The sequence below is a fragment of the uncultured Ruegeria sp. genome (assembly GCF_947497005.1).
Lineage (GTDB): Bacteria > Pseudomonadota > Alphaproteobacteria > Rhodobacterales > Rhodobacteraceae > Ruegeria.
Genome location: NZ_CANMFF010000011.1, coordinates 139179 through 162463 on the forward strand (window position 1 = coordinate 139179; position 23285 = coordinate 162463).

Consider the following 23285-nt stretch of genomic DNA (forward strand, 5'->3'; position numbering starts at 1 on the left):
CGACGTGGTGTGCGGCCCCGTTGCGGCAACCGCGTATAGTAGAATATGGGAAGAAACCAGGATGTCCACAAGGTCTGGCGCGATAACGTCTTACACACTATCTTGTTGGAGACGCACCACAACCAGCCCGAGTCGCCAATGAACGCGCCCACCGATCTTTCGATGAAAACAGATGAAGTTCTGCGGGTTGAATTGGAGGTTTTCCGCCGTCAACACCGCGATCTGGACGAGGCGATCGAAGCGCTGCACGAGAAGGGAACAGCCGATCAGCTGACCCTGCGGCGCCTGAAAAAAGAGAAACTGCGCCTGAAAGACTTCATCCGGCTTATCGAAGACCGCCTGACCCCCGATATCATCGCCTGAACGCCTTGTACCGCATTGCCAGGCAACCGGATTTGGCTATAGTGCGCGCTCTTTCTGAGCGCAGGGACAGAAGCGGATGAGCGATGTGAAAGTGGGGATCATCATGGGCAGCCAGTCGGACTGGCCCACGATGAAAGAAGCCGCGGATATTCTGGATGAACTGGGTGTCGCCTACGAGGCGCGCATCGTGTCGGCCCACCGCACGCCGGACCGGCTGTGGGATTATGGCAAGACCGCTGTTTCGCGCGGGCTTCAGGTGATTATCGCGGGTGCTGGAGGCGCTGCGCATTTGCCGGGCATGATGGCGTCGAAAACACGAGTGCCGGTGATTGGTGTTCCAGTGCAGACCCGCGCCTTGTCGGGTGTAGATTCGCTTTACTCCATCGTACAAATGCCCAAGGGTTTTCCGGTGGCGACCATGGCGATTGGGTCCGCTGGCGGGGCCAATGCGGGGCTGATGGCCGCAGGTATTCTGGCGCTGCAGGATGACGCATTGGCCGCACGGTTGGATAACTGGCGCGAGGCTTTGTCGGCTTCAATCCCCGAGGAACCGCAGGAATGAGCCGGATCGGCTTTATCGGCACCGGCCATATCGCCGCGCCAATTGCACGACTGATGGCGGCCAAAGGGCACGAGATCAGCGTGACCGAGCGCAATGCCGAAGTCTCCGCCAACTTGAAGGCGGAACTGGGCGCGACCGTTGCTGCACCTCAGGCCGTGATTGACGCCTCGGACATCGTGTTTCTGTGCCTGCGCCCTCATATCGCGGCCGAGGTACTGGCCCCCCTGACGTTCCGTGCAGATCAACAGATCGTTTCAGTGATGGCGGCCGTGTCAGCCGAGCAACTTGCCGCGCTTTGCGTACCGGCGTCGGATTTCGTGCAGACCATCCCGCTTGGTTTTCTGGAAACCGGTGGTTGTCCAATGGCGGCTTTTGGCAATGATCGCCTGCTGGCCGAGCTGTTTGAGCCAGAAAATCCTGTGGTCAAAGTTACGAATGAAGCCGCGCTGAACGCGCATTTCGCCATTTGCGCCATGGTTCCGGGCATTCTGGATTTGATGGCAACCGGGGCCAAATGGCTGGGTGACGTGACCGGCGATACGGACGGGGCTGAGTTCTATACCACGCAATTGATGGCGGGTTTTCTGGCTTCGATGGACAAAGGCACTGCCGGACGATTGGCGCAGGAGCGTGACGCGCTGGCGACCGACGGCACGTTGAGCCTGCAGATGACAGATACCCTGAAGAATCAGGACGCACATAAGGCGCTGCGTTCAGCGCTTGGCGCAATTGGCAAACGTTTGGAGAGTTGAAGATGGCGGAAATGCTTGCCCAAGGCGCGGTGATCGGAATTCTGGGGGGCGGTCAACTGGGACGGATGCTGTCTGTGGCGGCCTCCAGATTGGGCTTTGTCAGCCATATCTACGAGCCGGGCGCAAACCCGCCTGCCGAGCAGGTTGCGGACCGGGTCACAACAGCAGCTTATGACGATGTTGAGGCGCTGAGAGTTTTTGCTGATGCCGTCGACGTCATCACCTATGAGTTCGAGAACATCCCGACTGAAGCGCTGGACATTCTGGAAGCCCATTGTCCGATCCGCCCCGGACGCGAGGCGCTGCGCGTCAGTCAGGATCGCCTGACCGAAAAGACCTTTCTGCAAGAGCTGGCCCTGAAGACGGCCCCGTATGCGGATGTAACTGATCTGGGCAGCATGAAGGAAGCGATCGACCAAATCGGCACCCCTGCTATCCTCAAGACCCGCCGCTTTGGCTATGACGGCAAGGGACAAGCCCGGCTGCGTAGCCCTGAGGATGCAACGGCCGCTTTGGCCGATATGGCTGGTGCGCCTGCCGTTCTGGAAGGCTTCGTGGATTTTTCGCATGAGGTCTCGATCATCGCGGCACGCGGGCTGGACGGTCAGGTCGCCTGTTTCGACCCCGGTGAGAATGTGCACCGTGACGGTATTCTGCACACGACCACCATCCCCGCCCGCTTGTCCCCTGGTCAGCGCACTGACGCGATCCTGCTGGCGGCCAATATCCTGAATGCGCTGGAATATGTGGGCGTCATGGGGGTTGAGCTTTTTGTAACGCCCAGCGGATTGATCGTGAACGAGATTGCGCCACGGGTCCATAACTCGGGCCACTGGACGCAGAACGGCTGCGCCGTGGATCAGTTCGAACAGCATATCCGAGCCGTGGCGGGATGGCCTTTGGGTGATGGGCAGCGTCATTCGGACGTGGTGATGGAAAACCTGATCGGCGACGACATGGACCGGGTGCCCGAACTTGCACGCGAACGGGACGTGGCATTGCATCTATACGGCAAGGCCGAGGTTAAAGCCGGGCGCAAGATGGGGCATTTCAACCGCATCAAACGTTAACGTTGTCGCGCGCACGGCGTCTTCGGCAAAACGAATGAGAAAAGGTGAGGCCTGTTCGCGCCTAACCGACGAACCGTGCTGCGATGTCACCTGACATATAGCTGACGCGCCCACCGGCCAAGGTGGCCGCGACGCGTTGGGTTTCCGAATCCAGTATGACCAAATCTGCGCGTTTGCCAGGGGCGAGCGTGCCCCGGTCCTGCAAGTCCAGCACCTGTGCGGGCCCGGATGAGATCAGCGTCCAGGCCCCAGCCATATCCAGCAGGCCGGTTTTGGCCAACATCAGCGCTGCGCGGCGCGGGCTGGGATAGTGGTAATCCGAAGCCAACGCATCACAGAGACCCATGGCGATCAGTTCGACCGCGCTGGCGTTTCCTTTGTGCGACCCACCCCGCACCACATTGGGCGAGCCGAGGATTATGTGGTCCCCGGCAGAACGTGCGGCCTCGGCGGCCTCAAGCGTTTCGGGGAATTCGGCGATGCGCACGCCTCGATCACGCCACCATGCCCGTGTCTCGGCGGTTGCGTCATCGTGGCTGCCCAGACGCACGTCCATTTCGATGAGTTCAGCGCTGAGTGCTTCGATTGCAGCGGGCACCTCGTATCTGCGGGCATGCATATTGAGCAGCATCTCAAAATGCGCATCCGGATTGCGTCCGGCTTTCAGCGCCTGCCCAGTCAGGCGCGGTGGTTTCTTGCGCTGTGCCAAACGATCATGCGGCAGGTGATCATTGAACACCACATAAGGCACCTTCCAATCCGCTATGCGACGGGCCAGACCATCGTAGTCCTCGAGCATGTTGGTCTCGAACCGCAATTGCGGGATCAGATCCGTGACGGCGCTGTGTTTGACAGCCGCGATTGCATTGAACACCTGCGCGGCAAACTCCGGGCCACGCACGCCACCTTCCCAACTGTAGAACTGAGCCAGCACGGCGGTAGTGATGCCATTGGCGGCCAGTTCGGCCTCGACCGACAAGATACCTTCATTCATCTGCTTCATCGCTCCCCGGCGCGGGGCGATATGGCGTTCAAACCCGTCACCATGCAGGTCGATGATACCAGGCAGAACCAAATAGCCCGTCAGATCAATCCTGCGCCTGGTTAGGTCTTCTTGCACCACGCCCTCTGCGATGGTCAGATCGACGCGTGACAGGCCATCACCCGGCACCAGAACCTCTGCGCCAGTCAAAGTCAGGTCCAGTGCAGTCATTGTGTGGGCTCCGAATCCGGTTCCGAGCAGTCTTGCCCGATACAGATCTCGTCTATTATTTCTGTCACACCGTCCAGCCACGTGATCTGCGGATCGAAGCGGCCAAATTCGATGAAATGCAGCGCCTGAGCCATAACGCGCGGGTTGTTCATCATGAAGGTATGGGTCACAGGCAGAACAAGATGATCGGCCATCCCTTCGACCTTCGTCGTTTCAACCGAGACCTTGCCGTCATCCTGCCCATCAATCAGCGAGGAAAACAGCGGGTTGAGAGAGTTTTTGCCCGCGATCACGCCAAGCTCAAAATCCACCGGCGGCAGGCGGCGCGGGATGCCTTCGGGGCCTGTACCCAATTGCAGGCCTGCGGGGCCATTCAGATATCCAAACACCTCCCACGCGCTAAGCTCATCGACCAGTTGGCTGCCCTGATTGGGCGGGCCGAGCATGACGACACGGCCCAGGTTTTCGGGGCGATGGTCCTGCAGCCAATAGCGCAACAGGATGCCACCCATGGAATGCGCAACAACATTGGCCTTGTCTTCACCGCAAGCCGCGAGCGCGTCCGGGATGGTTTGTTCCGCCAGTTCGGGGATGCCGATTTCGGTCGATGGGTAACCGTGGCGTACAACAGTGTAGTCATGCGCCTTGAACAGCTGCTCCATCACGGTGAACGAGGCCTCGGTTCGCGCAAGACCATGCAGCAGAACAACGCATTTCGCGCTGGCTGCGGCGGGAACAAGGCAAAAGAGTAAGGCGATCAGAAATCTCATAACCGCCAGATAAAGCCTATGAGCCCCTGATAAAAGCCCTAGCCCCGTTGACGTCGCAGCATGGCCAGCGCAATTCCACCCAAAACCAGCCCTGCGCCAACCCAAAGCCGCGCGTTCGCGGTTTCGCCCAGCAGCACAATACCGCCAAAAATAGCGATGACCGGCACGCTGAGCTGAACGACAGCCGCCGCTGACGGTGCCAATTGAGGCAACACGCGATACCACAATGCATAGCCTAGACCAGAGGTTACCCCGCCGGACAGCGCGGCCAACAGATACCCTGTTCCGTTCATCTGCCAGACGCCGCCGCTGGCCAGCAACGCCAAAGCAGTCAACGGCAACGCGACGATAAAGTTGGCGGCTGTTCCCTCCAGAGGGTTCGTTTCTGATCGCCCGGCTATCGAATAGAGGGCCCAACCGATACCAGCAGCGACCATCAGGGTCGCGCCGAACAGGTCAACCTGAAAGGTACCGGAGGGCCAGAGTACAAAGGCCAGACCTGCAAGCGCAACCCCGGCCCCCGCCGCTTGCCGCGCGGTCGGATTTGCGCCGGTCAGGGCGCCGATCGAAAACATGGTGATTTGCACGACGCCAAACAGGATCAAAGCGCCCAGCCCTGCATCCAGTGTCAGGTAAGCAAGCGAAAACCCGATCATGTAGAGCGTCAGTGACCCAGCACCAAAGGCCCGCCTTCGATTGCGCAGCGGAAGATGCCCCCCACGCGCCAGCACAAGAGCGGCCAATACCACCGCACCGGTCAGCACCCGCACGATCGCAAACCCAGCAGGATCACTGGCCCCGCTGTCAATTGCCAGGCGGTTCAGGATGGAATTCGCCGCAAAGGCGCACATGGTCAGGGCGGTTAGAAAGAACAGTCGCATAAAAACCGCATATCCGGTTGTGGGCAATATGGACACTCATATTGCACGTAAGCGCCGCCTACCCTTCACATTTTTCAGAATACTCCAGTCGAACGCGTGGTCGGGCACTGGCATACAAACGAATCGGGGCCGCCCAATGGCGACCCCGTTCGTTAGCACTATGGCCTAAGCAGCTTACATCATGCCGCCCATGCCGCCCATGTCGGGCATGCCACCGCCAGGTGCCGCGCCCTCTTTGGCGGGCTTGTCGGCAACCATTGCTTCGGTGGTGACCAGCAAGCCAGCAACCGATGCCGCGTCTTCCAGAGCTGTACGGACAACTTTGGCCGGATCGATGACGCCGAACGAGAACATGTCGCCATATTCTTCGGTCTGTGCGTTGAAGCCAAAGGCCGCTTCCGAAGATTCGCGAACTTTACCCGCAACAACCGCACCATCGACACCTGCGTTCTCGGCGATCTGACGCAGTGGCGCTTCGATGGCCTTGCGAACGATGTTGATGCCTGCGTCTTGATCAGCGTTTGCGCCTTTCAGAGTGTCCAGTGCTTTGCCAGCCTGAACCAGCGAAACACCACCACCCACAACAACGCCTTCCTGAACAGCAGCGCGTGTTGCGTTCAGAGCATCGTCTACACGGTCCTTACGCTCTTTCACTTCCACTTCGGTCATGCCACCGACGCGGATCACAGCAACACCGCCTGCCAGTTTGGCAACGCGCTCTTGCAGCTTCTCACGGTCGTAATCCGACGAAGTTTCTTCGACCTGTGTGCGGATCTGGGCAACACGTGCTTCGATCTCGGCCTTCTCGCCAGCACCGTCGACGATGGTGGTTTCGTCCTTGGTGATTTCGATTTTCTTGGCGGTGCCCAGCATGTCCATGGTGACGGACTCGAGCTTCATGCCCAGATCTTCGCTGATGACCTGACCGCCGGTCAGGATTGCGATGTCCTGCAGCATGGCCTTGCGGCGATCGCCGAAGCCCGGTGCTTTGACAGCAGCAATTTTCAGGCCGCCGCGCAGTTTGTTGACAACCAGAGTCGCCAGCGCTTCGCCTTCAACGTCTTCCGCGATGATCAGCAGCGGCTTTTGCGACTGGATCACCTGCTCGAGCAGCGGAACCATCGGCTGCAGCGAGGACAGTTTCTTTTCGTGCAGTAGGATCATGCAGTCGTCCAGATCTGCAATCATCTTGTCGGCATTGGTGACGAAGTAAGGCGACAGGTAGCCACGATCGAACTGCATACCTTCGACAACATCGGTCTCGGTTTCCAGACCTTTGTTTTCTTCGACGGTGATAACGCCTTCGTTGCCAACCTTCTGCATCGCGTCTGCGATCTGCTGGCCGATTTCGGCTTCGCCGTTGGCCGAGATAGTGCCGACCTGAGCAACTTCTGCCGAGTCTTTAACTTCGCGCGAAGCGGCTTTGATGCCTTCAACAACTTTGGCGGTCGCCAGATCGATGCCGCGCTTCAGATCCATCGGGTTCAGGCCTGCTGCGACCTGCTTCAGACCTTCTTTGACGATGGACTGAGCCAGAACGGTTGCAGTGGTGGTGCCGTCGCCGGCTTCGTCATTGGTGCGGCTGGCGACTTCTTTCACCATCTGCGCGCCCATGTTTTCGAACTTGTCTTCCAGTTCGATTTCCTTGGCAACCGATACACCGTCTTTGGTGATGCGCGGCGCGCCGAAGGATTTGTCCAGAACCACGTTGCGGCCTTTGGGGCCCAGGGTCACTTTAACAGCATCGGCCAGGATGTTCACACCTGCCAGCATGCGGTTACGGGCATCGGTGTCGAACTTGACGTCCTTTGCAGCCATGTCGTTTCTCCTTGAGAAAATGTATTGTGATGAAGATCAGAGAAAGCGCGTGGGCTTACTCGATGATCCCCATGATGTCGCTTTCTTTCATCATCAGCAGCTCTTCGCCGTCGACCTGAACCTCGGTGCCCGACCATTTGCCGAACAGGATCTTGTCACCAGCTTTTACAGCCATCGCGATCAGCTCGCCGCTGTCCTTGCGCGCGCCTTCGCCGGTTGAGACGACTTCGCCTTCGCTGGGCTTTTCTTTTGCGCTGTCAGGAATGATCAGGCCGCCTGCGGTTTTCTCTTCGCTTTCGGTACGGCGAACCAGCACACGGTCATGAAGCGGTTTCAATGCCATCTTTGTAGCTCCTTGGGCTCAAAGTTTGTTTATCCTCCCCTCGCCTTCCGACGAGGCGTTAGCACTCAGATTATGTGAGTGATAACGACGCATAGCTAGGGAGTCTCAAACACCGAGTCAACAAGTTGTAGGGGATTTTTTTTCGCGGCTTGGGTCAGTCAGCCTGTTCCCAACTGTAGGCCCAGTGTTTCAATCCGTCCGCCCCTTGAGACGTAAGCCCGTAGATGCCCTTTTCAACCTTCTCAAACCAACCATAGTGATTTTCCCGCATAAGCCGGGTGGCAATCGGAACACCAACCGACTTGGCAACCTCGGCCCCTTTGGCCGGGCCATTCTCAGCCAAAAAGGCTGCGCATTTCAGCGCATCCTGCCGATAGGCCGTCACGATGCCATGGCGTGTTGCACCCCCGGCGTTCGGGTCTCCATCCAGCCGGTCGAACTCGCGCAGCAAACGCGCGGCCCTGGCCTTGTTCTTGCGGGGTGCATAAGGGCCGGGGTCGCATTGCACCTCAACCGTGCCATCAGTCCGTACAGTGATCAGCCCCAGCCCAAGCCTTCTGCACAGTGCAAGGTTATCCTTCAACGCGCGCCGGGCGGCTCGCCCCGTGGGTTTGCTGACCGCAATGTAAACCTGATCCGTGATTTTCAGCCGCGTGATCGCCTGATGGAACAGCGCCAGAGTGAACCTGAGCTTGAGTTCGACAATCACAGGCTCATCCCCATCGCGCATTGCAACGATGTCGGCCGCGCCGACCTCGCCCTTGACGGTGTACCCCTGACGTTCCAGCAGCGTTTTGATCGGGGGATAGAGATCCTGCTCGCGGTTCATGCGCCTATGCTACGCAGATTGTTGGGGAATACCAGACGGACTGCTTGAACATCGGCTGGAGGCATGGCTATGTCTGGTTTCAACTGTTCGACCTTACTCAGGCGGGTTCCATGCGTTTGCTGACAACTCTTGCTTTCCTTCTGTTTCCGATCTCGGCCCAGGCCGTGTGTGAAGGGGCGGATCTGCGGCCGCAACTGTCTGCTGAAACCCGGGCTGAGTTGCAAAACGCCGTGGCCGACATCGCCTATCCCGAGGGCAATCACTGGATTGCACGCAAAGGCGACACCGTTCTGCATATCATAGGCACGTTACATACGTTCGACCCGCGCATGGAGGATGTCGTTGATCGCCTGTCACCCGAACTGAGCAAGGTCGACGCGTTCTATTTCGAAGTCACCCAAGCGGAAATGGACGCCTTCGAAAAGAATATGGCCAACGACCTGAGCGCTGTGATGATGACCTCGGGGCCCACATTGATCGACCTGATGACGGAGGAGGATTGGGCAGCGCTATCTACGGCACTGGCGCAACGCGGCATCCCCGGCTGGATGGCGGCCAAAATGCGCCCGTGGTTCCTGACCATGATGCTAAGCATCCCGCCCTGCATGATTGAAGATCCCAACGCTACCTATGGAATGGACGCCCGCCTGACCGATCTGGCCGTGGACAAAGCTATCCCTCAATACTCACTGGAACGCATCGAAGACCTGATTGCCATGTTTGACAGCCATCCGCTGGAGGAACAGGTCGAATCGCTGGTGCGTCTGTCCGGGGCCATGCAGGGCAATGCTGACCAGCTGGCCACCATGACCAACGCCTATATGGAAGAAAAACACGCCGAGATCATGCAGTTTGCCCGCCTTCAGGGGCTGGAGCAGTCAGGACTGAGCCCCAAGGTTTTTGATGAGGAATGGCAAGGGTTCGAACAGCAATTGCTGGTGCAGCGAAACGCCAGTTGGATGGAACAGATTCTGGACATCAGGGACCAGACGGTTGTCATAGCAGTCGGCGCGGGACATCTGAGTGATGACCACGGCCTGCTGAACCAGCTGGAGCAGGCCGGATACACTCTGACACGCGCTGCGTTCTGATCCGGTTCGGCGGTTTTCAGACCAAGCGTCGCAGACCGGCTGCTGCAGCGTGACAACAGCGTTTACCCGCCCTATAACGCGCGCAAAATTCCAATCCGCAGGACTCTGACATGACTACGCTCGTATTTGGCCACAAATCCCCCGACACCGACTCTACAGGTTCGCCGATCCTGTGGTCCTGGTACCTGAACGAAGTCAAAGGTGAGCAGACCGAGCCCGTTTTGCTGGGAGAGCCCAACACCGAAGCGACGTTCATGCTGGAAAACTGGGATCTTCCCAAGCCGCGTATCATCGACGATCTGGCCGCAGACACTCCGGTGGTTATCGTCGACACCAACAACCCGGCTGAATTGCCCGCCAATATCAACGATGCGAATATTCTTGCGATCATCGACCACCATAAGCTGGTCGGTGGTCTGGAAACCAAAGGTCCGATCGACATCACCGTGCGGCCGCTGGCCTGCACCGCAACCATCATGGTCGACCTGATGGGTGAAGATTCCGCCAAAATGCCCGATGCGATCAAGGGCGCTGCCCTGACCTGCATCCTGTCGGACACTCTGGAATTCCGCTCGCCCACAACAACCGCTCATGACCGTGCAGTGGCAGAACGGCTGGCGGCTGAGCTGGAGCTGGATATCTCGGCCTATGCCGCAGACATGTTTGCGGCGAAATCGGATGTCTCGTCCTTCTCGGACGCCGAGCTGATCCGCATGGACAGCAAGGAATACGAGGTTGACGGCACCAAGTTCCGTGTCTCGGTTCTGGAGACCACGGCCCCCGACGTTGTGCTGGACCGCAAGGCCAGCCTGGCGGAGTCGATGGGGGATGTCGCCAAGGAAGACGGCGTTGATCAGGTTCTGCTGTTCGTGGTCGACATCCTGAACGAGGAGGCCACGCTGCTGGTGCCCAACGATCTGGTCAAAGGTGTTGCAGAAAAGAGCTTTGGCGCGGCCGTCGACGGTGACACCGTTGTTCTGCCGGGCATCATGAGCCGGAAAAAGCAGATCATTCCGAACCTGAAGGTTTGATCGCTTAACCACTTATGCAAAGGGCGTCCGTTTCGGGCGCCTTTTTTCTTTTCTACCGGCCATTTGCGGAAACGGCATCGGTTGCTAATCTGGCTTTAGGTGCGAAGCCTATTCCAGATCAGGCACAGACAATGGTCGTTCGAAAACTTAGCACTACCCGGGGCATCCTTCTTTTTGAAGGCACCGACAAGGCTGCGTATTGGCGACGCTTTGCAATGTTGCTGACGCTGTCGGTCGTGATTGCCACCATGGGATTGCTGCGCAATTCCGGCGCAGTTGTCATCGCGGCCATGCTTGTGGCACCGCTTATGACCCCGATTCTTGGGGTCGCTGCCGCGATGGTTATGGGATGGCTGAAACGCGCAGTGACTCTGGCGCTCACGGTTTGCCTGGCAGCTATTGCCTGCGTTCTGATGGCCTGGCTTCTGGTCTATGTCGCTGACGTCCCGCGTGGCATACTGATCCCGGATCAGGTCCTTGCGCGCACCGATCCCGGCACAGAAGACCTGATCGTCGCGCTCGCCGCCGGGGTTGCCGGGGCCTATGTTCAGATCAACAAGTCCGAGCTGAGCCTTCTGCCCGGCGCGGCAATTGGCGTGTCGCTGGTTCCGCCTCTCTCGGCTTCGGGCATTCTGCTGTATTTTGATGAACCTGCCGAGGCCTATGAGGCAGGGCTGCTTTTCGCAACCAACCTGGGTGCGATCATTCTGTCAGCCTGCGCGGTCTATCTGGTTTATGCTGCACGGTCAGTGATCTTCAGCAAAGGCAAGCGCAAGCTGAACTTTACGGCAAGCGTGTTTGTTGCAATCGCATTTTTGGTCATCGTCGTTCTGCAACTCGGGAACTCCACCTATAACCGGTATTTGGAGACGCGGACCGAAGCCCAGTTGGCGGATGCCATTCGGGAATGGGCCGATCCGGTTTCCGTGGAAATCATCCGCATCGACGTCAACGCCCAACGCAAGCGGGCCGAGGTCTGGCTAATCGTAGACCTGCCAGCGGAAGCACAGTTCAAAGTCTCGTCTGTGGCAGGTCTGTTGCCAGAGAAGTTGCGTGAAGCGCCTCTGGTCGAGGTGTTACAGGGGGAACTCGGACCCGGTTATATGGCGATCATCCGGTATCAGACCCGAATTGGGGCGCAGATCATTCTAGGAACAGAAAACGTTCAGCAGGCCCCGGATGTTTCGGATATTACCGAAGACGAGTAACGGATTCACCAAATCCTTAGCGCAAACGGGAATGCGGGATGGTGTTCGCGCCCAAGCTTTGCCATAGCTGTCGCAAGCGCGATATCAGACCCAGAGGCCCCCATGACCCAGATCGTTTCCTCGCTTGCCGAGATTTCCGACCGCTACAAGGCGTTGTTTGTCGACCTTTGGGGCTGTGTTCACAACGGCATTACGGCCTACCCCGAAGCCGTCGCTGCCTTGCAGTCCTATCGCGCGAACGGTGGACTGGTCGTGCTGGTCACGAACTCTCCGAAACCCCGCGCAGGTGTGGCAGAGCAGTTGGGGCAGTTCAACGTCCCCGCCGATGCATATGACACCATCGCCACAAGCGGGGATTCCGCGCGGTCGGCGATGTTCCGGGGCGCCGTCGGGCACAAGGTTTACTTCATGGGAGAATGGCAGCGCGACGCGGGCTTTTTCGAGCCGTTGAAACTGCTGCATCACCCGATCCACATCGAGCGTGTGCCTTTGAAGAAGGCCGAAGGCATTGTCTGCTGTGGTCCGTTCGACACGATGGCCGACCCGGATGTGAACCGGCCCGATTTCCTGTATGCCAAGCAGATGGGCATGAAACTGCTCTGTGCCAATCCTGATATCGTGGTCGACCGGGGCGAAGTGCGGGAATGGTGCGCTGGCGCCTTGGCCAGGCTTTATACCGAAATGGGCGGAGAGAGCCTGTATTTCGGTAAACCACATCCGCCGATCTATGATTTGGCCCGCCTGAGGTTGCAGGAATTGGGTAATGATATTCCCGATGGCGACATTCTGGTGATCGGTGACGGTCCTCATACGGACATTCTGGGCGGCATGGGAGAGGGTATTGATTCTCTGTTCATCTCAGGCGGACTGGCCGCGGCCGAGACAAAAACGTCGCATCATCCGCACCATGAATCCCTAACCGCCTATATCGAAAGGGAAAAGATTAATCCGACCTATACAATTGGTCGCTTGCGATAGTCAGAAAAGACTTGATTTTCTGCATCTGCGAAGTAATAAAGTTGCCAACCTTGGCCAAATGATGGTTTTTTCTTTCACGGCCGATTTCGAGTGAGGGCAACATGTTGGACAATCTTCCACGCGGAACGATCTGTATCGAAGACATCGAAATGGGCATGTCCCGCCACCTGCGCAAAGTGGTTACGGATGAGGACATCGAGATGTTCGCGCAGATCTCGACCGACCGGAATCCGGTGCATCTGGATGACGACTATGCCCGCGATACGATCTTCGAAGGCCGTATTGCCCACGGGATGCTGACAGCCGGTCTGATTTCGGCTGTGATCGGTGAACAACTGCCCGGCCATGGCACGGTTTACATGGGCCAGTCCCTGAAATTCCTGGCCCCCGTGCGCCCGGGAGACATGGTTTATGCCGAGGTGAAAGTGGTCGACATCGACTTTTCCAGGCGCCGCGTTAAGCTGGACTGCCACTGCTCGGTCGAAGGCAAGAAGGTTCTGATTGGTGAAGCTATGGTGCTAGCCCCGTCGCGCAAGTTCGACTGATTGGCAAACCAACCCATGTAAAAGGCGCCCAACCGGCGCCTTTCTTCTTTTAGACACTGGTTTTTGCGTGAAGCCGTCAGGAAGGGCGGGCGCGTTTACGTCCTTTCAACGCGCCGGATTCCAGAATGATATCTGAAACCACATGTTCGCGCCTGTAAGCCATCACATGGACCCCGGAAACTCCGGCGATGTCCCGGATCTGCTGGATCAGTTCGATACAGATCTTCTTGCCCTCTTCAGCAGGCTTTTCGACCTTCTCCATCCGCTCGATAACCGGATCCGGGATATGAATGCCGGGCACATTGGAGCGCATCCAACGCGCCGCGCGCGCCGAAGCGATCGGACCCACACCCGCGATGATGAACACTTTCTTGTCCAGACCGGCATCCCGCACTCGCGCCATGAATTTCTCAAAGAGCGGGATATCGTAGATGTAATTGGTCTGAATATATTCGGCCCCGGCCTCGACCTTTTTTGCCAGCCGATCCGGACGCCAGTCGTAAGGTGGTATGCAGGGGTTTTCCGCCGCCCCCAAGAACAGTTGCGGTGGGCGCGTGATCTTACGACCCGAGAGGAACTTTCCCTGATCGCGCATCGTTCGGATCGTACGCAGCAAGGTCAGGGAATCGAAGTCAAACACCGGTTTCGCGCCCGGCTGATCCCCGACGCCCACACCATCGCCGGTCAAGCAGAGCACGTTGCTCACGCCCAGCGCCGCAGCCCCCAGAACATCGCCCTGAATTGCGATCCGGTTCCGGTCTCGGCAAGAAATCTGGTAGACCGGGGAATACCCAGCGCGCGTCAACAAGGCACAGATTCCGATAGAGGACATATGGCAATTGGCGCCCGAAGCATCGGTTGCATTGATCGCATCCGCCACTTCGCCCAGCGGCTGCGCAGCTTGGAAAACATCCTCGGGATCAGCGCTGTCGGGTGGGTTCAGTTCGGCGGTCACAGCGAAACGACCCGAGCGCAACACCCTCTCTAATCGACTGTGCGACACATATCCTTCAGGAACTGGAACATAGCCTATCGGCTCTACTTCGCTGCGATGGGCGTCACTCATTTCTTCAGCTCCTGATTCACCGCGTTGGGCGGTTCAGCGGCCAGCGGGGCCGCCGAGGGTTCATTCTCGCGCGCCTCCGGGAAGGCCTGCGCCAGAGTTTCGCGTGCTGCGTCCATGGCGTCGCGTTCCTGCGCTGCAATCTCGCGGCTGACCCGCAACCATGATGACGATCCCTTCAACGTGTGTTCCACCGGCGGAAGAACTTCTTTTATTTTGTCGCCCCCGTGCCGCATACGGCTGGCTCCGTCCCAGGCCAGAGCCCAGACACATTTCATATCGGGCTTCACCTCGCAGAACTCACCGGGGCGTACGCCGCCGCATGGGCCGTTGCGCAATTGCTTTGGGCAGTTCATCGGGCAGGACATGCCGGTTGATGACAACACGCATTGCCCGCACATCTTGCAGTCAAACAACAGGGTTTTTACGCCCTTTTCGACCAGCGCGATGGGGCGTTCGACGCGGTTGTATCCGATTTTGGCAAAGAGCGGGTCCATCGCGACCATGCCGCGTTCGACGTATTTGTAGATCCACTCGAATGTGCGGGCATGGCGAATCGCGAACAGTCGCAATCGATACATGGGTCTGCCTCCTGTGCTGGGTTCATGTGAACCTGGCCGGGCCATAATCCGGTTCGCGGCATGTTCCGGGGACCGGATGTTCAGTCTACACTCAGGTTTTTTTTTGAATCAAGCAGTTGGCCGAATGCCGCGCGACAATCAGGGGATGGTCGCGTGTGTTTTTAGGTTTGATGATTGGTTTTGGGCTGTTTCGTCAGGGTGCGGTCATTGAATTCAAACTGCTGCTTGAACAAATCGCAACGCAACGCTACGCAATCGCCTATGCACATCATCCGGGATTTCCAGTTTGTCGAGCCAGAAGATCGCGGCGCCAGCGTGGCGATCGGGAATTTTGACGGCGTCCATGTGGGTCACCAGTCGGTGATTGAACTGGCGCTAAACGCCGCCCCCGAAGCGCCGCTGGGTGTCATGACCTTTGAACCCCATCCGCGTGAGTATTTTGCACCTGACTCTCCTCCGTTTCGTCTGATGCGGGGCAATGCGCGGGCGCACCGGCTTGAGAAGCTGGGTGTAAAGAAGCTGTATGAGCTGCCGTTCAACGCGGCGCTGGCGGGTCTGTCGCCAGAGGAGTTCGCGCGTATTGTCATCTGTGACGGGCTGGGCCTGTCTCATGTGGTTGTGGGGGCCGATTTCTGCTTTGGTAAGGGCCGCAGCGGTACCGCCGACGATCTGGTAAGGTTCGGACAAGAGATGGGATTTGGCGTGACGATAGCCCCTTTGATGGAACGGTCTGAGAACGTGGTGTCGTCAACCGCCATCCGTACCGCGCTGAGCGAGGGCCGCCCAAGAGACGCAGCCGCGATGCTGGGCCATTGGCACAGGATCGAGGGCGAAGTGATCGGTGGTGAGCAGCGCGGGCGGGAACTGGGCTTTCCGACCGCAAACATGTCCATCGAAGGGCTGCACCCGCCCAAATTCGGAGTCTACGCCGTATTGGTCGATGTGCTGGATGGCCCGCATCAGGGCAGCTATCACGGCGCGGCCTCGGTCGGGGTGCGCCCGATGTTTCACGGCGAAGTGCCCAATATCGAAACCTTCCTTTTCAACTTTTCGGGCGATCTGTACGGAGCAACGCTGTCGGTGGGCCTGATCGATTTTCTGCGCCCTGAAATGACCTTTGACGGGCTGGATGGTCTGATCGCGCAGATGAATGCCGATTGCAAAAAAGCTCAAGGCATTCTGGCCGCCCTATGAGCGCTGATCCGATTGAACGCGCAGGCCTGCCTGCCCGGTTTTGGGAACGCAAACCGCTGCGCAAGATGAACCAGCGCGAGTGGGAGGCTTTGTGCGACGGATGCGGTAAATGCTGCCTGAACAAGCTGGAAGATGAAGACACGGGCGAAGTCGCCCTGACCTGCGTTGCTTGCCGTCTGCTGGACGATGAAAGCTGCCGCTGCACACAATACGACATCCGGCACCAATTCGTGCCTGAATGCATCGTCATGACACCCGACAATATCGATGAGCACGCCTATTGGTTGCCACAAACCTGCGCGTATCGGCTGCTTTGGGAAGGCAAGCCGCTTTATGACTGGCACCCTTTGATTTCAGGTACACCGGACAGCGTGCACGCGGCAGGTGTATCGGTTCAGGGGCGCACGGTGTCCGAGTTCGAAACCCCCATGGAAGAGTGGGAAGACTATATCATCGAGGAGCCAAGCTGATGTATTTCGCGTCTGACAATTCCGGACCGGTTCACCCACAGGTCATGGCCAAACTGGCCGAGGCCAATCGAGGCTATCAGATGGCCTATGGCGCCGACACGATGATGAATGAGGTGCGCGACTGCATCCGCAGCATTTTTGAGGCCCCCGGCGCTGCCGTTTATCTGGTGGCGACAGGGACGGCGGCAAATTCGCTGGCTCTGGCGACCCTGTCCAACCCCTGGGAAACGATCTTCTGCTCTCCGGTCGCTCATATCCATGAAGACGAGTGCAACGCGCCTGAGTTTTACACTGGCGCCAAGCTGACCCTTGTCCCCGGCGGCGACAAGATGACGCCAGAGGCGCTGCGCGGGTCGATCTTTGGCGAAGAAACGCGCGGGGTGCACGGGCCACAGCGCGGGCCAGTATCGATCACACAAGTGACCGAGCGTGGATCGGTCTATTCGCTGGAGGAATTGCAGGCACTGTGCGGCGTTGCCAAGGACTATGGCCTGCCCGTCCATCTGGATGGTGCGCGATTCACCAATGCGCTTGTCGCCCTGAATTGTTCCCCGGCTGACATGACCTGGAAAGCGGGCGTTGATGCGATCAGCTTTGGGGGCACCAAGAACGGATTGATGGGCGTCGAGGCGGTGGTGTTCTTTGACGAAAGCAAAGCCTGGGAGTTTGAGCTGCGGCGCAAACGCGGGGCGCATCTGTTTTCCAAACATCGCTACCTGTCCGCTCAGATGGCGGCTTATCTTGAGAATGATCTGTGGCTGCAATCGGCGCGTCAGGCGAATGCAAATTGTGCCCGGCTGGCCGACGGCCTGCGTGCAAATGGGGCCGAGTTCTTGCACGAACCGCAGGCCAATATGATCTTTGCCGCTTTTTCACGCGCGAAGCACAAACAGCTGCATGAGGCCGGGGCAATCTATCACCTCTGGGGGGACGAGCTGGAAGGTGGCGATGACGGCCAAAGCCTTGCATGCAGACTGGTCTGCGACTGGTCGATCGGGACAGCCGAGATCGATCAGTTTCTCAGCCTGTTGTAACACCCGTCCCGTGGCCAGCTTTCCAAAGCCCCTGAAGCAGCGTGCTGGTTTCATGGGGGTGCGAAATGGGCAGCATGTGCCCCGCACTTTGAATGACCTCATGGCGTGCGTTCGGCAGACGGCGCTGCAATCCATCACAGATTGCGGGGATCGTCGGGTGGGTCTTTGATCCGCTCAGCAACAGGGTTGGCATCGATACACGCTTGCATTTTTCGGGGTCAAGCAACCCGACCTGGTCATCGTACAGAACGGGATAAGACGCAGGAACAACATGAATCCCGCGCACCATGCCCGCGCGCGTCCGCTCTGGCAGGTCAGGCCATTTTGGGCCGATACCGGTGCTCCACATCCGGTTGAACAACCGCGCGGCCAGCGCTTCGTCGCCTGCTTGGAACGCTGCTTCAATCGGTTGTGACTCTCGCAGGTGCTGATCGTACAAATCGGGCGCGTCTTGTTTTGCCACGGCAAAGAACACAGGCTCGATCAGGGTCAAGCTTCGAACAAGGTCCGGATGCTCCATGGCCAGTCTGAGCGCTACGATCGCCCCAAAGGAATGACCAACTATATCCATGGGCTTGGTCAACTCGACCGCTGCCAGCCCTGTCACCGCATCAAAGAAGTCGCTCTGACCGTCCCAATCCGGACTGCGCCCATGAGACAGCATATCCGGTGCAACAAGGGACGCGCTGCCATCCAATGCCTTGGACAGGTCAGACCACGCGCCGGAATGCGCAATGGTGCAATGAAGGGCAAGCAAGTTGCGCCCTCCGTCGCCCAATCGTCTGACGAAGACGGATTGCATCTCCGTCGGGGCTGTCACCCTTGCATCTCCGACAGATGCCGATCCAGATCGTCCAGGCGATCCTGCCCCCAGAAGCGTTGATCGTCCGGCGTGATGTAGAACGGCGCGCCGAACACGCCGCGATCCACGGCTTCTTCCAAATTGGCGGCATAAGTTTCGGCCCCGACCAGCAGTCCACTGTTGGCCAGTTCAGGATCAAACCCGGCATTTGCCAGGCAGTCCCGGATCACATCATCTTGTGCGACGTCCTTTTCCTCGGCCCAGCAGGAACGCAGGATCGACTGGCACAGCTTGCCCACGTCACCCGACCCATCCTTGATCGCAGCGATAACCGCATAAGAGGACGGCGCCATGTTGGTCGGCCAGTGGGCGGGCTGCAGATTGAACTCCATCCCCAGATTTTTCGACTGACGCAGCAATTCCTGAGCACGGTGTTCGATGCGAGAGATATGGCGGTCTTTTGGCGGCGTCCCACCGGTGCGCGCGAACAGGGCCATGATGTCCAGCGGCTTGTAGTTGATCGTCGCGCCTTGCTTCGCCGCGATCTCTTCCAACCGGTTCCCGGCCAGATAGCTGTAGGGCGAAATTGTCGCAAAATAGTAGTCAATCTGGGTCATGTTCACTTTCTCCGCTGCGTTACCTTTGCGGGACGGTAAGGCCATGCTAAGCGGTGTCAACATCACGAATCTGTCACATTGCCATTGCTGCCCGGGGACCTCAGCCGATGCCGACACTTCACGAACCCAAGCTTATCGCTGGGAACGCCAACCTTCCTCTTGCCAAAACCATCGCACGCCGTATGAGCCTTTATCGAGGTGTGGACCAGGGTTTGGTCGATGCGCGCGTCGAACGATTCAATGACGGAGAGATCTTCGTCGAGGTGTTCGAGAACGTACGCGGCGAGGATATGTTCATTATCCAGCCGACGTCGAACCCGGCCAATGACAACCTGATGGAGCTGCTGATCATCGCCGATGCGCTGCGTCGCTCTTCTGCCCAGCGGATTACGGCCGTGATCCCCTATTTCGGCTACGCTCGTCAGGACCGCCGCACCAAGGCCCGGACGCCAATCAGTGCGAAGCTGGTGGCCAACATGCTGACCGGCGCAGGGATCGAACGGATTCTGACAATGGACCTGCACGCAGCGCAGATTCAGGGCTTTTTCGATATGCCGGTCGACAACCTCTACGCCTCGCCGATCTTTGCTTTGGACGTAAAGAACCAGTTCAAGGACAGCCTGGATGAGATCATGGTGGTTTCACCCGACGTTGGCGGCGTTGCACGTGCGCGCGAGCTGGCCAAGCGGATCAACGCGCCACTGTCGATCGTGGACAAACGCCGCGAGAAAGCCGGCGAAGTGGCTGAGATGACTGTGATCGGCGACGTTAAGGACAAGATCTGCCTGATCGTCGATGATATGTGTGACACCGCCGGGACGCTTTGCAAGGCCGCACAGGTGCTGCTGGATAACGGCGCGAAAGAGGTCCATTCCTACATCACGCATGGCGTCATGAGCGGCCCCGCGGTCGAGCGTGTGACGAACTCGGTGATGAAATCGCTGGTTCTGACCGATACGATCCAGCCGACCAAAGAGATTGCCAAGGCCAAGAACATTCGCATCGTGCCTACCGCGCCGATCTTTACCCAGGCGATCCTGAACATCTGGAACGGCACCAGCGTGTCTTCGCTGTTCGAAGACAAAACGCTGACGCCGATCTACGAATCCATGTACCAGATGGATTGAACTTGGAAGGGCGGGCACAAGTGCCGCCCTTTTGCTTTATTGAAATACTGATCGGCACCCCTTTGCAGGTTTAAAGCGATGGCTGCGAGCCGATCGGCAAAACAAGTGGAATGATCTCCATGACCGCAAGCAAGCGCATTGTCCTTTCCAGCGACCACGCAGCGATCGAGCTGCGCCAGGCCGTGGCCAATCACATTTCCCAGCAAGGCTGGGACGTGGTCGATATCGGTCCGACGACACCCGAGAGCACCCATTACCCCAAACATGGCAAGGCCGCAGCGCAGGCTGTCGCGTCAGGTGATTGCGGTTTGGGCATCATCCTGTGCGGTACCGGTCAGGGCATCATGATGGCCGCCAATAAAGTGCCGGGCATTCGCTGCGGTGTGTGTTCAGACGCGTTCTCGGCCCGCATGATCCGCCAGCACAACGACGCCAACATGCTGTCGATTGGCGCCCGTGTTGTCGGTGAAGGTCAGGCATTGGATATCGTGGATGCGTTTCTGGATGCCGAATTCGAAGGCGGCCGCCACGCCACACGTGTGGACATGATCGAAGCGCAGGACGACTGAGTTAAGCGCAACAGTTCAAACGCTTGAAAAACGGCAGACCCGGGTCAGGAAATATTCCAGTCGTCCGGGTGGGCCACCTCTCCTAATGCGGTCCAGCTTGCCCGGATGCGGGCGATCCGAGTGTCGGACCATGTCCGAAACACCGCATCAAAGCCTTCGGTGGTGATGTTCTCGGCCTGCACTTCGGCCCGCAGCGCCGAGGACGTGTCGACATCCCAAAGCGATATTCCGATCTGAACGGCAGGCGGGGTGCGAAATGGTTCTTTGAATTGAATGGATGTGCGACGTTCGCGAGGGCCCTGCCCGGTCCACATCTCACCGCCTTCGGCAAATTCCGAAAACAGCACTTCTTCGCCCTGATCAACTCCAATGGGATGGGTTAGGAATTTTTTCATTTTGTCATCATTATTCTTGAATTCCCGCAACTTATCCCGGCTTTTTGGCAAAAGCACGACAAAAAAACGGCCCCGCAAATGCGAGGCCGCTCAAGTCTTTCACTGAAAAGCCTGATTACAGGCTCATATGCGTCCCAAGCGCTTCCATGTCGGCCAGCAGCTTGGCAGCATCGTCGACAATGGTCTGATCATCGCCACCCTTGGCGGCCTCGTGCGAGGCGCGGGCGTCTTCGATCAGCTCGTCCAGCTGTGCGCGGGTCACTTCCGCTACCGGAATGGCCTTTTCGGCCAGAACCGACAAGCTGTCGCCGTTGATTTGGGCAAAACCGCCGGTGACCAGGTATTCGCTGGACCCTTCGGGTGCCTCAACCTTCAGCAGACCGGGGCGCAGCGTAGTGATGGTGGGGGCATGATCGGGCATCGCCGTCATGTCCCCGTCCGCGCCGGGAATCTGGACCGCGGTCGCGCTGAGCGAAGCTAGGCTCCGCTCGGGGCTGACGAGGTCGAATTGCATCGTGTTTGCCATCAGGTGTGCTCCTTAGGCGGCTTCTGCGGCCATCTTCTCCGCTTTGGCGATCACGTCGTCGATGCCGCCAACCATCAGGAAGGCCGCTTCGGGCAGGTGATCGTATTCGCCGGCCACAACGGCCTTGAACGACGCGATGGTGACATCCAGAGGAACCTGAACACCGGGGCTGCCGGTGAAGACCTGCGCCACGTCGAACGGCTGCGACATGAAGCGTTCGATCTTACGGGCTCGGGCCACGGTCAGTTTGTCCTCTTCCGACAGTTCGTCCATGCCGAGGATGGCGATGATGTCCTGCAGCGACTTGTAGCGCTGAAGGATCTGCTGAACGTCGGTCGCAACCTTGTAGTGCTCTTCGCCAACGATGGCCGGGTCGAGCAGACGCGAGGTCGAGTCGAGCGGGTCAACCGCAGGGTAAATACCCTTTTCCGAGATCGCACGGTTCAGAACGGTGGTCGCATCCAGGTGCGCAAACGAAGTTGCAGGCGCAGGGTCGGTAAGGTCATCCGCAGGCACGTAGATCGCCTGCACGGATGTGATCGAGCCCGACTTGGTCGAGGTGATGCGTTCCTGCAGGGCGCCCATGTCGGTGGCCAGCGTCGGCTGGTAACCCACAGCCGAAGGAATACGTCCCAGCAGAGCCGAAACCTCGGAGCCCGCCTGCGTGAAGCGGAAGATGTTGTCGACGAAGAACAGAACGTCGGTACCGGACTGGTCGCGGAACTGCTCGGCCAAGGTCAGACCGGTCAGAGCAACACGCGCACGCGCACCCGGAGGTTCGTTCATCTGACCGTAAACCAGGGCAACTTGCGATTCCGACAGATTGTCCGGCTTGATCACGTTCGATTCAATCATCTCGTGGTACAGGTCGTTGCCTTCACGGGTCCGTTCACCAACACCGGCGAACACTGAGAAGCCCGAGTGCACTTTGGCGATGTTGTTGATCAGTTCCATGATCAGAACGGTTTTACCAACGCCGGCGCCGCCGAACAGGCCGATCTTACCGCCTTTGGCGTAGGGGGCCAGCAGGTCAACAACCTTGATGCCGGTCACCAGAACTTCCGACTCGGTCGACTGTTCCGCAAAGCTCGGCGCGGGCTGGTGGATGGCGCGGGTTTCGGTGGCTTCAACCGGACCCTTTTCGTCGATGGGGTCGCCAACAACGTTCAGGATGCGACCCAGCGTGGCGTTACCAACGGGCACCGAGATCGGCGCGCCCATGTCGGTCACTGCAGCACCGCGGACCAGACCTTCGGTCGCGTCCATCGCAATACAGCGCACAGTGTTTTCACCAAGGTGCTGCGACACTTCGAGCACCAGACGCTTGCCGTTGTTTTCGGTTTCCAGCGCGTTCAGAATTTCAGGCAGCTGATCTTCGAAGTGCACGTCGACGACGGCCCCGATGATCTGTGTGACTTTGCCTTTTGCATTCGCCATGTTTCGTCTCCGGTTA

General features: G+C 58.5%; 27 protein-coding genes. 14 read left to right on the forward strand and 13 right to left on the reverse strand.

Annotation, left to right across the window (positions count from 1 at the left end; all coding sequences use genetic code 11):
* The first annotated feature begins 138 nt into the window (after positions 1-138).
* The 4 genes from Q0816_RS16385 to Q0816_RS16400 all read left to right on the forward strand — a co-directional run bounded on the left by Q0816_RS16385 (position 139) and on the right by Q0816_RS16400 (position 2747).
* Entirely contained in the window at positions 139-363 is a 225-nt protein-coding gene (locus tag Q0816_RS16385; protein WP_209504778.1) for a DUF465 domain-containing protein, read from the forward strand.
* Positions 364-439: 76 nt separating this feature from the next.
* Positions 440-925, forward strand: a complete 486-nt coding sequence (gene purE, locus Q0816_RS16390) for a 5-(carboxyamino)imidazole ribonucleotide mutase (RefSeq protein WP_298852497.1) — start codon at positions 440-442, stop codon at positions 923-925.
* Positions 922-1677: an NAD(P)-binding domain-containing protein gene (locus Q0816_RS16395; protein ID WP_298852499.1), complete on the forward strand. Its 756-nt coding sequence runs from the start codon at positions 922-924 to the stop codon at positions 1675-1677. Before purE ends, Q0816_RS16395 begins: the two co-directional genes overlap by 4 nt.
* 2 nt (positions 1678-1679) lie before the next feature.
* Positions 1680-2747 carry a 5-(carboxyamino)imidazole ribonucleotide synthase gene (locus Q0816_RS16400; RefSeq protein WP_298852501.1) on the forward strand — a complete coding sequence of 356 codons (1068 nt, stop codon included), beginning with the start codon at positions 1680-1682 and terminating at the stop codon, positions 2745-2747.
* Between the two features lie 61 nt (positions 2748-2808).
* Here Q0816_RS16400 and Q0816_RS16405 read toward each other — a convergent pair whose 3' ends face one another.
* The 6 genes from Q0816_RS16405 to Q0816_RS16430 form a co-directional block, all read right to left on the reverse strand.
* A complete protein-coding gene (locus tag Q0816_RS16405; RefSeq protein WP_298852502.1) occupies positions 2809-3960 on the reverse strand; it encodes an alpha-D-ribose 1-methylphosphonate 5-triphosphate diphosphatase in 1152 nt (383 codons plus the stop codon).
* Positions 3957-4730, reverse strand: coding sequence for an alpha/beta fold hydrolase (locus Q0816_RS16410; RefSeq protein WP_298852504.1), 774 nt, complete (start codon positions 4728-4730; stop codon positions 3957-3959). The genes Q0816_RS16405 and Q0816_RS16410 overlap by 4 nt, the downstream gene beginning before the upstream one ends.
* Positions 4731-4768: 38 nt before the next feature.
* Positions 4769-5611 (reverse strand): DMT family transporter, encoded by an 843-nt coding sequence (locus tag Q0816_RS16415; protein WP_298852506.1) that lies wholly within the window; start codon positions 5609-5611, stop codon positions 4769-4771.
* A gap of 174 nt (positions 5612-5785) precedes the next feature.
* A complete protein-coding gene (groL, locus tag Q0816_RS16420) occupies positions 5786-7429 on the reverse strand; it encodes a chaperonin GroEL (protein ID WP_298852508.1) in 1644 nt (547 codons plus the stop codon).
* 55 nt (positions 7430-7484) lie between these two features.
* Complete coding sequence (locus Q0816_RS16425) at positions 7485-7772, reverse strand: co-chaperone GroES (protein ID WP_117872530.1); 288 nt, start codon at positions 7770-7772, stop codon at positions 7485-7487.
* Between the two features lie 154 nt (positions 7773-7926).
* Positions 7927-8601, reverse strand: a complete 675-nt coding sequence (locus Q0816_RS16430) for a DUF2161 domain-containing phosphodiesterase (protein ID WP_298852516.1) — start codon at positions 8599-8601, stop codon at positions 7927-7929.
* 110 nt (positions 8602-8711) lie between these two features.
* Between Q0816_RS16430 and Q0816_RS16435 the strand changes: the two genes are divergently transcribed.
* From Q0816_RS16435 to Q0816_RS16455, 5 genes are all read left to right on the forward strand, one after another.
* Entirely contained in the window at positions 8712-9692 is a 981-nt protein-coding gene (locus Q0816_RS16435; protein WP_298852518.1) for a TraB/GumN family protein, read from the forward strand.
* A 110-nt stretch (positions 9693-9802) separates the two neighbouring features.
* A complete protein-coding gene (locus Q0816_RS16440; RefSeq protein WP_298852519.1) occupies positions 9803-10723 on the forward strand; it encodes a manganese-dependent inorganic pyrophosphatase in 921 nt (306 codons plus the stop codon).
* A 131-nt stretch (positions 10724-10854) separates the two neighbouring features.
* On the forward strand, positions 10855-11931 hold the full coding sequence (locus tag Q0816_RS16445) for a DUF389 domain-containing protein (protein ID WP_298852521.1): 1077 nt from the start codon (positions 10855-10857) through the stop codon (positions 11929-11931).
* 102 nt (positions 11932-12033) lie between these two features.
* Positions 12034-12909 (forward strand): TIGR01459 family HAD-type hydrolase, encoded by an 876-nt coding sequence (locus Q0816_RS16450; protein ID WP_298852522.1) that lies wholly within the window; start codon positions 12034-12036, stop codon positions 12907-12909.
* A 101-nt stretch (positions 12910-13010) separates the two neighbouring features.
* A complete protein-coding gene (locus Q0816_RS16455) occupies positions 13011-13454 on the forward strand; it encodes a MaoC family dehydratase (protein WP_298852524.1) in 444 nt (147 codons plus the stop codon).
* 76 nt (positions 13455-13530) lie between these two features.
* On the opposite strand, the gene Q0816_RS16460 is transcribed toward Q0816_RS16455, so the two are convergent.
* Positions 13531-14520 carry a methylenetetrahydrofolate reductase gene (locus Q0816_RS16460; RefSeq protein ID WP_298852526.1) on the reverse strand — a complete coding sequence of 330 codons (990 nt, stop codon included), beginning with the start codon at positions 14518-14520 and terminating at the stop codon, positions 13531-13533.
* Entirely contained in the window at positions 14517-15098 is a 582-nt protein-coding gene (locus Q0816_RS16465) for a methylenetetrahydrofolate reductase C-terminal domain-containing protein (protein WP_298852528.1), read from the reverse strand. The genes Q0816_RS16460 and Q0816_RS16465 overlap by 4 nt, the downstream gene beginning before the upstream one ends.
* A 261-nt stretch (positions 15099-15359) precedes the next feature.
* On the opposite strand from Q0816_RS16465, the gene Q0816_RS16470 reads away from it, so the two are divergent.
* Genes Q0816_RS16470 through Q0816_RS16480 form a run of 3 tightly spaced genes read left to right on the forward strand, consistent with a single transcriptional unit; the run spans position 15360 to position 17796 of the window.
* The gene (locus Q0816_RS16470) at positions 15360-16292 is read left to right on the forward strand and encodes a bifunctional riboflavin kinase/FAD synthetase (protein ID WP_298852530.1); all 933 of its coding nucleotides are present in this window, start codon (positions 15360-15362) and stop codon (positions 16290-16292) included.
* Entirely contained in the window at positions 16289-16762 is a 474-nt protein-coding gene (locus tag Q0816_RS16475) for a YcgN family cysteine cluster protein (RefSeq protein WP_298852532.1), read from the forward strand. The genes Q0816_RS16470 and Q0816_RS16475 overlap by 4 nt, the downstream gene beginning before the upstream one ends.
* On the forward strand, positions 16762-17796 hold the full coding sequence (locus Q0816_RS16480) for a low specificity L-threonine aldolase (protein ID WP_298852534.1): 1035 nt from the start codon (positions 16762-16764) through the stop codon (positions 17794-17796). The genes Q0816_RS16475 and Q0816_RS16480 overlap by 1 nt, the downstream gene beginning before the upstream one ends.
* On the opposite strand, the gene Q0816_RS16485 is transcribed toward Q0816_RS16480, so the two are convergent.
* Together Q0816_RS16485 and Q0816_RS16490 are read right to left on the reverse strand one after the other, a co-directional pair.
* Positions 17783-18616 carry an alpha/beta hydrolase gene (locus Q0816_RS16485; RefSeq protein ID WP_298852537.1) on the reverse strand — a complete coding sequence of 278 codons (834 nt, stop codon included), beginning with the start codon at positions 18614-18616 and terminating at the stop codon, positions 17783-17785. The genes Q0816_RS16480 and Q0816_RS16485 overlap by 14 nt on opposite strands.
* Positions 18613-19215, reverse strand: a complete 603-nt coding sequence (locus tag Q0816_RS16490) for a 2-hydroxychromene-2-carboxylate isomerase (protein ID WP_298852539.1) — start codon at positions 19213-19215, stop codon at positions 18613-18615. The genes Q0816_RS16485 and Q0816_RS16490 overlap by 4 nt, the downstream gene beginning before the upstream one ends.
* 107 nt (positions 19216-19322) lie before the next feature.
* Here Q0816_RS16490 and Q0816_RS16495 point away from each other — a divergent pair, with 107 nt between their 5' ends.
* Positions 19323-20342, forward strand: coding sequence for a ribose-phosphate pyrophosphokinase (locus Q0816_RS16495; protein WP_298852541.1), 1020 nt, complete (start codon positions 19323-19325; stop codon positions 20340-20342).
* Positions 20343-20461: 119 nt separating this feature from the next.
* Positions 20462-20911: a ribose 5-phosphate isomerase B gene (rpiB, locus tag Q0816_RS16500; protein WP_298852544.1), complete on the forward strand. Its 450-nt coding sequence runs from the start codon at positions 20462-20464 to the stop codon at positions 20909-20911.
* A gap of 44 nt (positions 20912-20955) precedes the next feature.
* Here the strand turns inward: rpiB and Q0816_RS16505 are convergent, their stop codons facing one another.
* The 3 genes from Q0816_RS16505 to atpD all read right to left on the reverse strand — a co-directional run bounded on the left by Q0816_RS16505 (position 20956) and on the right by atpD (position 23269).
* Positions 20956-21306, reverse strand: coding sequence for an H-type lectin domain-containing protein (locus Q0816_RS16505; protein WP_298852547.1), 351 nt, complete (start codon positions 21304-21306; stop codon positions 20956-20958).
* 115 nt (positions 21307-21421) lie between these two features.
* Complete coding sequence (locus tag Q0816_RS16510) at positions 21422-21832, reverse strand: F0F1 ATP synthase subunit epsilon (protein ID WP_298852549.1); 411 nt, start codon at positions 21830-21832, stop codon at positions 21422-21424.
* 12 nt (positions 21833-21844) lie between these two features.
* Positions 21845-23269 carry a F0F1 ATP synthase subunit beta gene (gene atpD, locus Q0816_RS16515; RefSeq protein WP_298852551.1) on the reverse strand — a complete coding sequence of 475 codons (1425 nt, stop codon included), beginning with the start codon at positions 23267-23269 and terminating at the stop codon, positions 21845-21847.
* Between the last annotated feature and the right edge of the window lie 16 nt (positions 23270-23285).